This window comes from Serratia sp. L9, assembly GCF_050632285.1.
Lineage (GTDB): Bacteria > Pseudomonadota > Gammaproteobacteria > Enterobacterales > Enterobacteriaceae > Chania.
In genome coordinates, this window is record NZ_CP192591.1 from 2999570 (window position 1) to 3012500 (window position 12931).

Genomic DNA, 12931 nt, shown 5'->3' on the forward strand with positions numbered 1-12931 from the left:
TCCCCTGCACGACCGTACAGGGGCGTTGGTTATTGTTGTGCGAGGTGTTTCTGACGCAGGTAGGCCACAATGATGCAGGCCGGTACGGTGACCCGGTAGGCCGGGCCGGTGATATCGGCAATCAGCCAGGCGGAGCTGAGCGTCAAGCCGATGGGACCGGCCAGTACGGTCAGTGCACGTTGTGCAACAAAGTAGGCCCCTATCGTGGCAATCCCGCCCAAGGTATTGATGATATTAATGGCCAGCAGTGTGGCCAGTTCCAGCGCTGCGACTCCCGAGGTACGAATGGCGGCTTGCAGCGCCATCAACACCAGTTGAGGTGTGGGATTGGACAGATTGAGCTGCATGTCACGTGACAACTGCTGCAGCTCCTCTTCGGTCATTTTCGCCAGGCTTTTTTCCATTACTTTCAACAACATGTTCAGTTCAATCGTTTCGATGGAGCTCTCCTTGCTGAAGTTGACCTTGAGCTTTTTACACACATCCGTCAGTAACTCCCGGTAGAGCACACCTTTGTTGAGTCGGGTCAGTGTCGCCAGACTGTTGGCCCCAAAGGCCTGGAGTTCAGCCCCGATAGCCGTCCAATACTTCTGGTGGTCGGGATAAAACAGGGTGTATTCCGGGGTGCTGGTCAGGCTTTCCGACCAGCGCTTTTTGCCATCTTTGGTATCGTGGGTGAGCACAGAGACCAGTGCGCCCAGGTCCTCGTTGGAGCACTGCCCTAAAAACGTTAGGTCGGGGTCGATGCGGTAGGTCGCCATGGTATTTCTCCTGTGTTGGCCGTAGGTCGTGAACTGGCGACTACTGTAACGGAGGGGGTTGACAGGGTATGGCGACCAAAATGGTGATTTTCCCGAAGCTAAGGGGATAAATTGGACAGGGTGTGACGCGGCAGGTGAGGAAAAGTCGGCTCAGACCTTGTGCAGAAAGGCGGCGCAGGCTAATGCCCCTGATGACCGCACAGCCAGATAATCCAGACTGCCGCTGACCACACCACTCAGCAGTGGCACAAGATGGCTTAGAGGAGTCGTGGGGAGGCGAGTAGTCAGCCGAGCGGCCAGGCCTGTGGCGGTTTTTTCAGTCACCTGTTCAAGGGAGCGTGTTGACATCTGTTGGAACAAACAGGTGGCATACGCCTGCAAGCCATCTTTAGCGACAGTGCCGCCGAGACAGAGATAAGCCAGATAGCGGGTACGCACGTCGTGAACATCATGCCCAGCCAGCAAAGCGATGGCAGCAATCAACCTGAACTGTAGCAACAGCAGCCCAACCAGGCTGGCGGGGAGCGTAACGGGAAGTGTGGCTATACCGCCTACACCCAGCATAAACCCACTGGTAGCCGCCTTGGCGGCTTCCCAGCGAACCAGACTCAGAGCGGCGCTTTGCGGGGTTGAGAAGGTATTGCGGTACTGCTCTACCAACTGATGGGCAGAACTGATGCCTGGACCACCTTGTAGAGCTTTGGCGTATAAGGCATCCAGCCAGCGGGATAACGGTGAAAGAGAGGGCTTCTCATCATGCATATTACAACCTGTTTCATTGAGTGGAAAACACACGCCACGGTGGATGCTGTGGCGTAATTCCCTTCAGTGATATAGGTGTGAAAATGTGTTGATTCACGGTTGGTGGGCCGTGGAATAAAAAAGTAGGAAATACAATGCCAAGCACTAACGCACCACCACCTTCAATTGTTTCGATGACAGTGGCATAAGCCTGCAGTAATTGGCCTCGCTCTGAGAGTACTCGCGCACCAATAGCCTAATGCTGCGGTGTTCCATGATAACTCTGCAATGCAATAAAAAGTCGGTGAGTTCAAATTGTTCCAGCTTGGTGGCTGTGGCTTTAGTGATATCACTTCTCGCTATCAGCACAGGGAAAAACCGATGTTAATTCCCCATAGATATCGCCTTGCATGATGACAGTACTAATGACCCCAGCACAAAAATTGCGCATGATTTGTGTTTCGGGGGTTGAGCCAGAAGCTTGCTCTTTTCTCAACAGGATTGTCATCAACTCAACAGGAGTTATTTCCAGAACTGGGTGTGCGCCAATGTAGGGGAAAACATCCTGCTCCAGCCTTTCCAGCAATGCTGAAAATTGTTCTTTAGCCTCAGGTTTATTCTGTAATCGCTGGTGGTACAGGCTTAATGTAGCTTGCTGAAATGTGGTTTTGTTTTTCACAGCACGCATGAATTTGGCGACATTACGCGTATGGCAAGGATTGATCCCTGCATCGACTTTCTCTTTGGCTTCTGAATGTTTTTGTCGCGCTTCGGCCAGGGAAGTCTCGGGGTATTTGCCTAATGCGTAGAGTTTCTCTACACCATCAAAGCGAAATTTGTAGCGCCAGTAACGTTTTCCGGTTTTTGATACCTGAACATACAACCCCAAACCATCATAACGCCGATAGGCTTTGCCGGTTGCTATCAAAGCATCCATGTCTTCGTCAGTCAGTGGCATCAGAAATCTCAGAGTGAGAAATGCATCTTTACAAGGTTAACAGAAACGAGAAAAAATGATACCCCAGATACCCCAGATACCCCAGATACCCCAGATACCCCAGATACCCACCCCAGATACCCCAGATACCCCAGATACCCCAGATACCCCAGATACCCCAGATACCCCAGATACCCCAGATACCCCAGATACCCCAGATACCCCAGATACCCCAGATACCCCAGATACCCCAGATACCCCAGATACCCCAGATACCCCAGATACCCCAGATACCCCAGATACCCCAGATACCCCAGATACCCCAGATACCCCAGATACCCCAGATACCCCAGATACCCCAGATACCCCAGATACCCCAGATACCCTAAAATTTTAAAGTATGTCTGCCGTTTCTACGACTGGTAGAAATCATTCAAAAAATAGTGAACGAGAAGCAGCGGGTTATTAAAAACAAGAACCGGTGAAAATATATTTGCACAATGGAACGAAATACGCCCCAATCGTGAAATAAAATGAAGGTACGCCTTGACCTAATTAGTGTGTGAGATTAAAAATAACTTTACCGTTCCCACTTTTTTCGTTACCGGTTTATCTATAGACGAGTTTATCGCGGGTTAATACTCTTTCATACTTGCGGCACAGTATCGTGCATAGGAGCGCAAGTCGACCGGTTTCAATATTGCTCAATATGATGCAATGCGAATTAATTATAACAGTAAGATGTTTCATATGCTCAAGTAGAACGTTTGTCGATTTTTTATTGTCTTTTAGCGTCCATTGCAAAAAGTGTCTATCTGCAATGGTTTGTCAATTCTCATTATTTCTCCCCGTTGTGGCACTTTGTGGGATGACATTACTTTCAATCAAGAGAAATAATATCATGAGCTATATACCTACTAACTGGCAACCAGGTATGTTACCGCTAATGCAGTATCCTTTCCCCTGTTATGCGTTACCTGAGATGCTGAACAAAACTTTCCATAACGTGAGGAATAAAACGCAGGCCCCAGAAGGGTTGATCGCCAATGCGTTACTGGCGGCCATCTCTTTGGCTTGTCAAGGCCATATAGACGTCAGTCCGATGGAGGGGTTGGTCCATCCGACGTCATTGTACACCTACGCTATTGCCGAATCGGGAGAGCGTAAATCCAGTGTTGATGATGAGATTATGGCACCATTCCGCGCTTTTGATCTGGCCATGTCGGAGGCGCATATGGTGCTTCAAAAGGATTATGAGGCTCGTCATCAGATATGGAGCACGAAACAATCAGCTTATTTCAACGTGCTCAAGCGCAAAACGAAGCGCAATGAGTCAACGGAGGCTGAAGAGTTGCAACTCCTGGAGCACAAAGCTCGTGAGCCCCAACGTCCGTGTTTACGTAAGCTGTTGTACAGCAACACCACGCCGCAGGCATTGTTGGCGGACATGGACGGCGTGGGCCGTAGCGTAGGACTGATTGCTGATGAGGGGGGACTATCCTAGATCGCGGTGTCATGCAGGATCTGAGCTCGCTTAACCAACTTTGGGATGGAGGGTCAATGTCGATTGATCGTAAAACGACCGAGAGTATCCAGATCACAGAGGGGCGACTGACGTTTTCGCTGCAGGTACAGGGAGCGGTTAATGATCGTTTTTTGCGGCGTAAGGGGGACGTACTGCGTGGCAGTGGGTTTGTTGCCCGCTGTCTGTTTGCGCAAGTTGATGAATCCACTTCAACTAAAGGTTATCGCTTTATTGATGGTCGTTATATGCACCGAGACGGTTTGGACAGTTTACATGCACGTATTAGTGAGTTGCTAGAAAGCCATGTCAATGCTCAGCCACGCAAGATACTTTGTTTTTCCCGTGAAGCACAAGTGCGTTGGATGGAGTATGCCAATCATATTGAACATCAGATCCGGCCGGAGGGTACCTATCACAGTATCAGCGATATAGCGTCCAAAATGGCCAACAACATTGCTCGTATCGCGGCATTGTTCCAGTATGTAACAGAAGGTGAGGGTGAGATCTCAAGAACGAAAGTAGATGCGGCTTTCGATATTTGCCAGTGGTATGCCTACCAGGCGTTGCGCATGTTTTCACCTGATGCGGAATGTTTGCAGAACACCAGAGATGCCAGCGAGCTTTTAGTTTGGCTTGACAGAAAATTTCGAGAAAAAATGTCATGTACATGAAGAAAAACGATATTCGCCGCAATGGGCCTAGTGGGCTTCGCGATAAGGAAAAGTTGGTCGCAGCGCTGGATCTCCTGGCGCATACCGGTCGAGTCACTTTTGGCATAGGCCCTAATAATACAACTTACGTAAATGCGGGGCAGTATTTCCATCAGCCGCTCATTGTCTAACAGGCATGTTAGTTATTGTGTCCAATAGGCCTCCAGTGTAGAGGCCTATTTTTATGCTGCGTAGAGTATGACGCGTCGCGCGTTGTCAGCGCAACTGGGCTGGTTCTGGTGGTCAAATAGGCTACTTGGAGGTGAAAGCCCTCTACGCACTCGGCAAGGTAAGTGTTAGCCGAACGGTAAGGCAGCCCATCGTGAGGTGGGATATGAAGTAAACTTCAGGCAAAATGCTGGCCTGACGAACAGGAATCGGATTAGGCGGCACTGTGGGGTTAAACAGAGAGTTTCGCTAAAGCCCCATAAATGCCCGGAACGCTGTGACGTCTACAGCGTCCCTTACCACAAATTGTAGTTATATTTTTTCTAAGAATAAGGGCTGCGACACCGGCAACTCTGCTACAAGTAGCAAAATAGCGCTTATCGCTAAGGAATTTTTGGGTTGTTTTTGCTCTGTAAGAGTTTCTTAAAAGCTAATGTGGTCCAGAAAGTTTCGCTTGAGATGTCATTTTTGCGTGAGTGCGCTTGACTGAATAGCTCGTCAGGCATGATGATCATATTCGGGGTCTGAGCGAGTAGAGCTGGTGAAGATTGGTTTTTTCTGTAGTGCAGTTATCACAAGGAGGGGAAATGAATCGTAAAGCAACTTTTGAAGATCTTGGATGGTTTGATATCAAAAACTATGATGTTTTCAAAGGTATTACAGTAGGGGATTTGATCAATGAGATACTGGCTAGGTATGAACTTATGGTCAATTTAAAATCCGCTAAAGAAAATGAGTTACATGCGAACCACTCTTTACTCATAAGCTCAGCAAAGCAATATGACTGCATTATCAATGGCAACCCACGCTTATATAAGTATAGCGAAGAGTGGTCGAATCAGGAGGTAAGTCACTTCAGGAAGAAAAATACAAAAGAGAAGGCTGATCTGAAGGGGAGTTTAGCATATATTGAATATCAAACTAGTGCCGCTAGGCTTTTAAAAGGTGAGGATATTCAGCGTTGTTATATCCAGATGGTTGAACGTATGTCGGGAATGATTATTAAAGCAGGGTATGGTCCAATGGAGTCGGTCAAGACAGGAGATGTTTTGGCGTCGCATAATATTCCAACTCCTGGGGTTTTATTTGTTGCAATTAATCTTGGTAGTAATGATGAGGATATCCTACGCACCATAAAATCATCATTGCGATTTTGGCGATCGGAATATCATGAATGCCGCTATTGTATTAAATGTTGCGAATGCCATGAGTGCCATGCGTGCCATAACTGCAAAGACACTGAAGAGTGTAAAAAATATGAAGTATGCTTGCAGCAGGCCATCATGAATAAAAAGACACTTTTCACCGATATTCGCCTGCTAAGCATCTTCGACAATCATATCTTAGCTGTTATGGATCTCTACCTATGGGCATTTAAAAACCAAGTCACTATCAAGATTCCAGATTTTTATAAAAAACTTCATAATTTCTCAAAAAAAGATAAAAGCCTTGCTAATCCTACGGTGTTCAAAAAGCGTTATTTGAGTAAAGCTGAAACTTTTCTAGGCATAGGGGAGGGGAGTGCCTATGATTTTTTCGATGACTTTATACATAGAGTCCGGGCAACCCCGGAGGTTGCAGATATGACAGAGGAAGAGCTGAAAGTTGCGGTACAAAGTTACAGAACAGAGAAAACTATCAAACGAAAGGATAAAATCAAAGTTAGTAAAACTTCTTCCTAGAGGATCGGCAATGGTTATAGTTAATTGAAAAACAATGATAAAAAGCGGATTAAACTTTTTTAAAGTGTACTGTATAAAAATACACCAACCCCTTAATTTCCCCGCTGGTTATTATTTTTTCCTATGTGACAAGTTATTATTGTTAGTACATGAGGTGACACTTCAAGCGAACTGAAAATAGCACGGATGCACATATTGCTAGGTCGTCGCTTCCTGAGCTGCTCAAGTAGGCAAATGCTGATGCTTGAGTGTTGATTGATAAATACAGGCAGTCAGTATGCTTGGAAACGCAAAGAGTTATTGTTATGCCTAATGTTTTACGTATTGGTGCTGTAGCCGAAATGGTGGGGATATCCGTGTCCTCTGTGCGCAACCGTTTGAACCCGAAGTCGAAGTACTATGATCCGACGTTCCCTAAACCGTTTCGTCTTGGCCTCACTGGCAAGGGGGCTGTTGGGTGGGATAAAAAGGAAGTCGATATCTGGATTGAAGGGCAAAAAGCGCTGCGTGCTGCGTAGCAAAGGCCTCAGCCCAGATCACTAACTTGCTATAACCAGGCTGCGGTAGGGTCTGCGTCTATAGCTACCAACGGGAAATAAAGCGCAGGCTATAGCTTATAGTTGAAGTCAGTAGGTTATTGTAGTTTTTTATATATCAATATCAGTAGTAGTGCCATGAAATAATGCCAATGGAGCAGGTAAGTAATCGATACCTGTCACTAGTAACACTACATCTGGGCGTTCACTTGCAAGGTAATAGCAACGTTGTTAGCAATAACGTTGACTGGGTAGCTATTGCCTGTGATGGCTGATAGTAAACTGACTGTGCTTTATTTCATTAACATGAACTAATTTAGGAGCATGCTCTCCTGTGGGCTGGTTATGCCTGCAGAAGAGCTATGAGGTATTATGCATAAATTCTTAAAGAGTAACTCACTTATACCTGAGGCGTCAGCAACGTCATTGATTAATAAATCAGATTTATTATTTCATGATGAAACATTCGGTGCGCTTGACTACGACACGTTATCTGCACTTAGAGATAATGATGAACTGGATGCTCTCATCGAACAAGTTAAACGTGTTCAGAAGTTAGCTGAAAGTACGGCTTATATTCCTATGACGCAAGGCGCATTTCCTCGCGTGGCTGGGATAGCTAAAGAGTTATTAAAGGCGCTGGAATTCCATCTACAACAGCCTTCAGTTTACTTCGGTCGCAATTTGAATCAGTTAATCCAGTGGTTCAACTGGTTGGCTGACTGCCTGTTTGCGGCTGAGCCTATTGACCCTACTTCGGTCTTGGCAAGGACAGAGCCTCTTAGGACGGAAATACTGAATCTGTTCTTGGCAGATTTCCGTGCTGCGGTGAATACGCCTCAATACCGTAAGGCTCTGGGTAAGATCCAACGTGCAAGCGTGAAGAACACCCGTAGCGCTCAACGTTATGTTGTACGGCTGTTTGAGCGCTATAGCCGCTTGCTGGTGGTGCGTGTTGACATCTCTTACGGTGAGCATGCAAAGCAGACTGTTACGGCTCAACAGACATGTGCTGACCGTGAACGCTTGTTCCGTAATGCCAAAGCCAATCGACTTTTTCAGCACCTCGTAGGGTACATCTGGAAGTGTGAGTTTGGTAATAAGAAACGTTATCACTATCACATGTTCTTTTTCTTCGATGGTGCTCAGGTACGGCAAGACGTGACGTTGGCTGGGTTGATCGGTGAGTACTGGAAACAAAACATCACCGATGGACGTGGATGTTATTACAACTGTAATGCCCGAAAAGAGCAATATACCGAGTTAGGGATAGGGATGGTTTCCTGGAACGACTCTCGTATGCAGCAGGGGTTATTACGCGGTGTACGTTACCTGACCAAAGCTGATGAATGGATACGCCTGGCTCTACCTGAAAATGGGCGCTCGTTTGGCAAAGGTGAATTACCTTCTTTGTCAGACACACCGCGTGGCCGTCCCCGCCAGTCTGTTAACAACAATATTTAATCAGGGAATTAACAATGAATAATATGCTTAAAACATTCAGTGCTTCGAGGCAGGATGATTTCTTTACTTATTTGACATTCTTGTTGGCACAGCGGTCAGATGTATCTGACTCCAACACACTCATAATAACAAAAGACTTCGACGATTTGGCCGAACCTTACCTGTTGATGCATATCCTACCATTGAGTGTGGTAACGAGTAATTACAACTTCAGTTTTGTAGAGTCTTTGTCTAGGCGTATAGCTCACATGATGGAAGCCTGGCCTGAGCTGCGTCTCTTTAACCCGACACTGCAGCGGTGCTGCGAGTTTATAGCGTCTGTAGAGGAGGATGAACGATTTGGCGAGAAGTTTTGGATGGATCTGATGGGTAAGCTGTATGAGGCGGATTCAAGCGATGAGCATCAGCAGGCTGTGAACGATTGGGTTCACGAGGGGCTTCAAAGTCGCAATGCAGCCTATTCGCTGTTGGCTGAGGTCCATGCAGCCCATACTTCCTTTGCGGCGATAGGGATTGAACTCTCTTATCAGCAGGCTGACACACCCTTGGAACGCATAATACAAGACCGTGAGCAACTTCTGAACCATATGCGTACCCACGCTGAGTTTCAGCATTGTGCAGGTGTTTTCTGGCATCTTGAGTTCGGTCAGCGGAAAGGGCATTTTTTACAAATGTTGTTTCTGTATCCTACAGAGCAACCGAATACTGCTCCAGAATTGGCGAGACAGATTGGTGAGTACTGGCAAAAGACGGTGACCGAAGAGCGAGGGCGTTACTATGCCAATGACGCTGTACAGGAGGAATATTTCTATCCGGGTTGCCTCCACGTAGTGAACGGAGACAATGCCATACTCGATGAGGTTGAGTGTGCGTTGACGTTTATGACTGAAATGGATCTTTGCGCTCGACTAGTGTTGCCGGATGGGGCACCTACATTCGGTGTGACACATCTTGGGGCATCTGATGACCTGTTAGCGTAAGGCTCTTAAATGGATGACGTTGCCACGCGTCATTTATTAAGGGCATCATGGTCTGGCACCAGTAGGGGCTGCAATATTGCAGCCCCTGTTTCTGTGCATGTTGATGCTGCTATTGAAATAGTTTGAGTTTTTTAATCAACGTCAACGGCTCAACGATGAGATGAGCGATACGCATGCATGCAGGCTATCTGCAACATGCGAATTGGCTTTCGATTATCGTATGCCGTTGTTAAATTAGCGGTGGGTAGATGAAGGGAAGCCCAGCATGATCGAACGTATTGATTACCAGATTGAAAAATACAGCTTCGTGGACGTCAATGAAACGCCGCGTCTTGCGCAGCAGTGGGCTGAAGTCATCGGAGAATGCCGCCAAGTAAGGGCTGGAAGCATCGAGCGTCTGCGTATCGCCTTGCTGAATGTGGATTATGTCACCAGTTTTGAACTGCCTTTTCGTTTGCTGTTGGTGCGCGCCCCGCAACTGATTGCCGAGCTGCGTGATGAACTGCAACTCAGTCAGAAAAACACGGTGTTTAACGGCAAGCGTTTTGGCTGTGTTTACAGCGTGAAGTCTGATTTGAGTAAGATACCGGATGAATTTCAATACCGTATGTCAACTCGCATTCGCCGGGAAGTATCGTCAGGCGAAACCGCAGAGCCCTACCGGAAGATTGCCAGGGAAATAAAAATGCCGCGCGAGCGGCTTAAGCGGGCGCTGGAAAACGGGCTGGCGGTAACGGCGCTGGATGGTCTGTTTTGGTTCGGTATGCAGCGGATCGCAGCCGATGTGGCAATACTCAGAAAAAGGGGATGCGTATTACGACCTCAGAGGTTCAGGTATGGGACCGTCTCACCGATACCCTCCGCCCGGTACCGGCATACCTCTGCGCCTGATACTCATCATTGCTGATGCAAGGGGGATTGTCACAGACATCTCGCTCCATTACTCTTGGCAGCCATTTCACTGACCATTAATAGCACTAATGACAACGCCGCCCGACCAGACCGTAAAAGACCTTGCCCATCTCGCTTTTTGTGCCCTTGTAGCGTTACACACTGCCGTTCAGCAAGGCACTGTCACCTCTCTGATGGCGGAACACCTGTTTCTTGTTCGCTGGCTGGCCACAGCGCAAAAACAGAAACGGTTTCCCCGCAGTATGGCACTGGACATTCAGCAGTTGCTCGACAAGGGGCGCAAACAAGGCATTGAGGCCAAACTCAGACCCCGACTGGAGTACGTCTGGTCCTCCTGCACGGGCGCGCTGAAACACCAAAACGACCTGTTCAGGCTGACGTATGCCATTGAGAGCCTCAAGGCACAGGGGTGGTGTAATGAACTGCTCACTCTGACCGAGTGGAATAACGGTGTATCCGGTGGATCGGATCCTGCACTGTATGTGATCAAGTCAGCGTTAAACTCGGCGTTTACCTCAGAAGGTCGATTAATCACACCGCTGGTGTTCAGGGTTGTGGGTGAGGTCCGACACGTTGTTGAGGCCTTGGCAGCCTGTGACCTCCTCGCGCAAGTTTCCGGGATGTCAGTTACGCTTCTGCCCACAGAAGCGCCTTGATGAAAAGTGGGCATGACCTCGTAGCCTCTACGAGTCTACAGCAGTCTTAATGGATTATGCTCACCAAAGCAGCATATTACACGTTGTCTGGTTGCTTTTTGTTCTCCATCACGGGATAATTCAAATATAAATTGACACATTTCTTATCATTTTTGACACCGTCAGGGATCACTCATGTTGGCATGCAGGAAGCAGGCGTGGAGCAATGTTGCGTTCATGGTAGTGAGTTGTGCGGTCTTTCCCGTTTCAGGCGCGTTTCTCAGCCCCGCAGATCGCGATACAATCCAACAGCAGCAACGTGAACTGTTGCAGCAAAACCAACAGCAACGCCAGGAACTGCAACGCAGTCTGACGCCGGTGCTGCCGCAAACGCCTGCAGCTACGGCCCCCGGCGGTCCGTGTTTCACCATCAATACTGTGCGCTTCGAAGGTGCCAACCTTCTGCCTGCCAGTGCGCGACAGGCGTTGACACACTCTTATCTGCAACGTTGCCTGAACCTGTCTCAGATCAATACCTTGGTGCAGCAGGTTTCCGATTGGTATATCGAGCGGGGCTATATCACCAGCCGTGCCTTCCTGACCGAGCAAGACTTGTCTCATGGCGAACTGAAGCTATGGGTGTTGGAAGGCCAGCTAGAGAAGATCCTGCTGGACCAACGGGACGACCGGATGCTGAAGATGGCATTCCCCGGACTGGTAGGGCACACCCTTAACCTGCGCGATATCGAACAGGGGATGGAGCAGATCAACCGCCTGCGCCAGCAACCGGTACAGATTGAAATCCTGCCCGGTAGCCAACCGGGTTATTCGGTGGTCAACCTGACCGCCAAACCCGAGTTCCCGGTGATGCTGGGGCTGGGTTTTGATAACAGCGGACAGAAAAGCACCGGCACCGGGCAAATTAACGGGTCATTGACCGGCAACAATGTGTTGGGGCTGGCGGATCAGTGGTTTGTGACCGGCGCGCGCAGCAGCGATTTCGCCAACGATCATGATGCCCGTAGCGTTCAGGCCGGTGTCAGCCTGCCTTACGGCTATTGGCAGGTGGATTACAACTACTCCTACAGCGATTACCTCTCGACGATCGACAACCAGGGCTTTGACTGGCGATCTAGCGGCGACAGCCAAACCCATCGCTTCAACGTCTCACGCGTCTTGTTCCGCAACAGTGAGTTGAAAACCGGACTGGCGCTGGGCCTGACGCACCGTATCAACCGCAACTATCTCAACGATACTCGCCTGGACAGCAGCAGCCGCAAACTGACCAGCGTATCGTTCGGCGTCAGCCATAGCCAAAAACTGTGGGGCGGCTTTGCCACGCTCAATCCTTCTTATAGCCGTGGCGTGCCTTGGCTAGGCGCGGAAGATGACAGCGGCAAAGTAAGCGAAGCCCCCAGGGCGGAGTTTGATAAATACACCCTCTCCGGCAGTTATTACCTGCCGTTGGCGCAAGACTGGAACTATCTCACCAGCCTGTATGGCCAATGGACGCCCGGCAGCCTTTACGGCAGCGAGCGCTTGACCCTCGGTGGCGAGAGTTCGGTGCGTGGCTTCAAGGAACAGTATCTCTCTGGCGACAAAGGAGGTTACTGGCGTAACGAGGTTAACTGGACGCCGTTCAGCCTGCCGACTCTGGGCGATATTTCGCTGTTAGCCGCAGTGGATGGCGGTTATCTGCGTCACGATAATCTGGATAGCTACGCTTCCGGCACGTTGTGGGGCGGCGCGGTTGGGTTGGGTAACCGCAACCGTTATTTCAGCAGCCAATTTACCGTTGGTTGGCCGCTGGCTCACCCTGACTGGTTGGAACCAGATCGGGTTTCTGTTTATTACCGCATTAACATCGTTCTTTAATTCAC

The 12931-nt window shown here is 48.8% G+C and carries 12 protein-coding genes and 1 pseudogene; 10 read left to right on the forward strand and 3 right to left on the reverse strand.

The window, feature by feature from the left end; translation table 11 throughout:
* Positions 1–29: 29 nt before the first annotated feature.
* The 3 genes from ACQ86O_RS14135 to ACQ86O_RS14145 form a co-directional block, all read right to left on the reverse strand.
* On the reverse strand, positions 30–761 hold the full coding sequence (locus ACQ86O_RS14135) for a DUF3944 domain-containing protein (RefSeq protein ID WP_431221648.1): 732 nt from the start codon (positions 759–761) through the stop codon (positions 30–32).
* A 150-nt stretch (positions 762–911) separates the two neighbouring features.
* Complete coding sequence (locus tag ACQ86O_RS14140; protein ID WP_431221649.1) at positions 912–1523, reverse strand: EcsC family protein; 612 nt, start codon at positions 1521–1523, stop codon at positions 912–914.
* A 328-nt stretch (positions 1524–1851) separates the two neighbouring features.
* On the reverse strand, positions 1852–2460 hold the full coding sequence (locus ACQ86O_RS14145) for a tyrosine-type recombinase/integrase (RefSeq protein ID WP_431221650.1): 609 nt from the start codon (positions 2458–2460) through the stop codon (positions 1852–1854).
* 55 nt (positions 2461–2515) lie between these two features.
* Between ACQ86O_RS14145 and ACQ86O_RS14150 the strand changes: the two genes are divergently transcribed.
* The 10 genes and pseudogenes from ACQ86O_RS14150 to ACQ86O_RS14195 all read left to right on the forward strand — a co-directional run bounded on the left by ACQ86O_RS14150 (position 2516) and on the right by ACQ86O_RS14195 (position 12926).
* Complete coding sequence (locus ACQ86O_RS14150) at positions 2516–2836, forward strand: hypothetical protein (protein WP_431221651.1); 321 nt, start codon at positions 2516–2518, stop codon at positions 2834–2836.
* A 504-nt stretch (positions 2837–3340) separates the two neighbouring features.
* The gene (locus ACQ86O_RS14155) at positions 3341–3943 is read left to right on the forward strand and encodes a DUF3987 domain-containing protein (RefSeq protein ID WP_431221652.1); all 603 of its coding nucleotides are present in this window, start codon (positions 3341–3343) and stop codon (positions 3941–3943) included.
* Positions 3944–3999: 56 nt separating this feature from the next.
* Positions 4000–4635, forward strand: coding sequence for a DUF3987 domain-containing protein (locus ACQ86O_RS14160; RefSeq protein ID WP_431221653.1), 636 nt, complete (start codon positions 4000–4002; stop codon positions 4633–4635).
* 794 nt (positions 4636–5429) lie between these two features.
* Complete coding sequence (locus ACQ86O_RS14165) at positions 5430–6524, forward strand: DUF6387 family protein (protein ID WP_431221654.1); 1095 nt, start codon at positions 5430–5432, stop codon at positions 6522–6524.
* 305 nt (positions 6525–6829) lie between these two features.
* Positions 6830–7042: a helix-turn-helix transcriptional regulator gene (locus ACQ86O_RS14170; protein WP_431221655.1), complete on the forward strand. Its 213-nt coding sequence runs from the start codon at positions 6830–6832 to the stop codon at positions 7040–7042.
* Positions 7043–7432: 390 nt separating this feature from the next.
* Positions 7433–8524: a YagK/YfjJ domain-containing protein gene (locus ACQ86O_RS14175; RefSeq protein WP_431221656.1), complete on the forward strand. Its 1092-nt coding sequence runs from the start codon at positions 7433–7435 to the stop codon at positions 8522–8524.
* 14 nt (positions 8525–8538) lie between these two features.
* Positions 8539–9504: a hypothetical protein gene (locus ACQ86O_RS14180; protein WP_431221657.1), complete on the forward strand. Its 966-nt coding sequence runs from the start codon at positions 8539–8541 to the stop codon at positions 9502–9504.
* Between the two features lie 265 nt (positions 9505–9769).
* Positions 9770–10395: pseudogene (locus ACQ86O_RS14185) on the forward strand (DNA-binding protein).
* Between the two features lie 89 nt (positions 10396–10484).
* On the forward strand, positions 10485–11072 hold the full coding sequence (locus ACQ86O_RS14190; protein WP_431221658.1) for a DUF2913 family protein: 588 nt from the start codon (positions 10485–10487) through the stop codon (positions 11070–11072).
* Between the two features lie 216 nt (positions 11073–11288).
* Positions 11289–12926: a ShlB/FhaC/HecB family hemolysin secretion/activation protein gene (locus tag ACQ86O_RS14195; RefSeq protein ID WP_431225731.1), complete on the forward strand. Its 1638-nt coding sequence runs from the start codon at positions 11289–11291 to the stop codon at positions 12924–12926.
* Positions 12927–12931 lie beyond the last annotated feature (5 nt).

Excerpts from the sequence above, each read along its gene's own strand:
- ACQ86O_RS14190 (WP_431221658.1), top strand. The coding sequence starts at position 10,485 with ATGACAACGCCGCCCGACCAGACCGTAAAAGACCTTGCCCATCTCGCT.
- ACQ86O_RS14150 (WP_431221651.1), top strand. The coding sequence starts at position 2,516 with ATGATACCCCAGATACCCCAGATACCCCAGATACCCCAGATACCCCAG.
- ACQ86O_RS14170 (WP_431221655.1), top strand. The coding sequence starts at position 6,830 with ATGCCTAATGTTTTACGTATTGGTGCTGTAGCCGAAATGGTGGGGATA.
- ACQ86O_RS14140 (WP_431221649.1), bottom strand. The coding sequence starts at position 1,523 with ATGCATGATGAGAAGCCCTCTCTTTCACCGTTATCCCGCTGGCTGGAT.
- ACQ86O_RS14180 (WP_431221657.1), top strand. The coding sequence starts at position 8,539 with ATGAATAATATGCTTAAAACATTCAGTGCTTCGAGGCAGGATGATTTC.
- ACQ86O_RS14135 (WP_431221648.1), bottom strand. The coding sequence starts at position 761 with ATGGCGACCTACCGCATCGACCCCGACCTAACGTTTTTAGGGCAGTGC.
- ACQ86O_RS14175 (WP_431221656.1), top strand. The coding sequence starts at position 7,433 with ATGCATAAATTCTTAAAGAGTAACTCACTTATACCTGAGGCGTCAGCA.
- ACQ86O_RS14145 (WP_431221650.1), bottom strand. The coding sequence starts at position 2,460 with ATGCCACTGACTGACGAAGACATGGATGCTTTGATAGCAACCGGCAAA.
- ACQ86O_RS14165 (WP_431221654.1), top strand. The coding sequence starts at position 5,430 with ATGAATCGTAAAGCAACTTTTGAAGATCTTGGATGGTTTGATATCAAA.
- ACQ86O_RS14160 (WP_431221653.1), top strand. The coding sequence starts at position 4,000 with ATGTCGATTGATCGTAAAACGACCGAGAGTATCCAGATCACAGAGGGG.
- ACQ86O_RS14195 (WP_431225731.1), top strand. The coding sequence starts at position 11,289 with ATGGTAGTGAGTTGTGCGGTCTTTCCCGTTTCAGGCGCGTTTCTCAGC.
- ACQ86O_RS14155 (WP_431221652.1), top strand. The coding sequence starts at position 3,341 with ATGAGCTATATACCTACTAACTGGCAACCAGGTATGTTACCGCTAATG.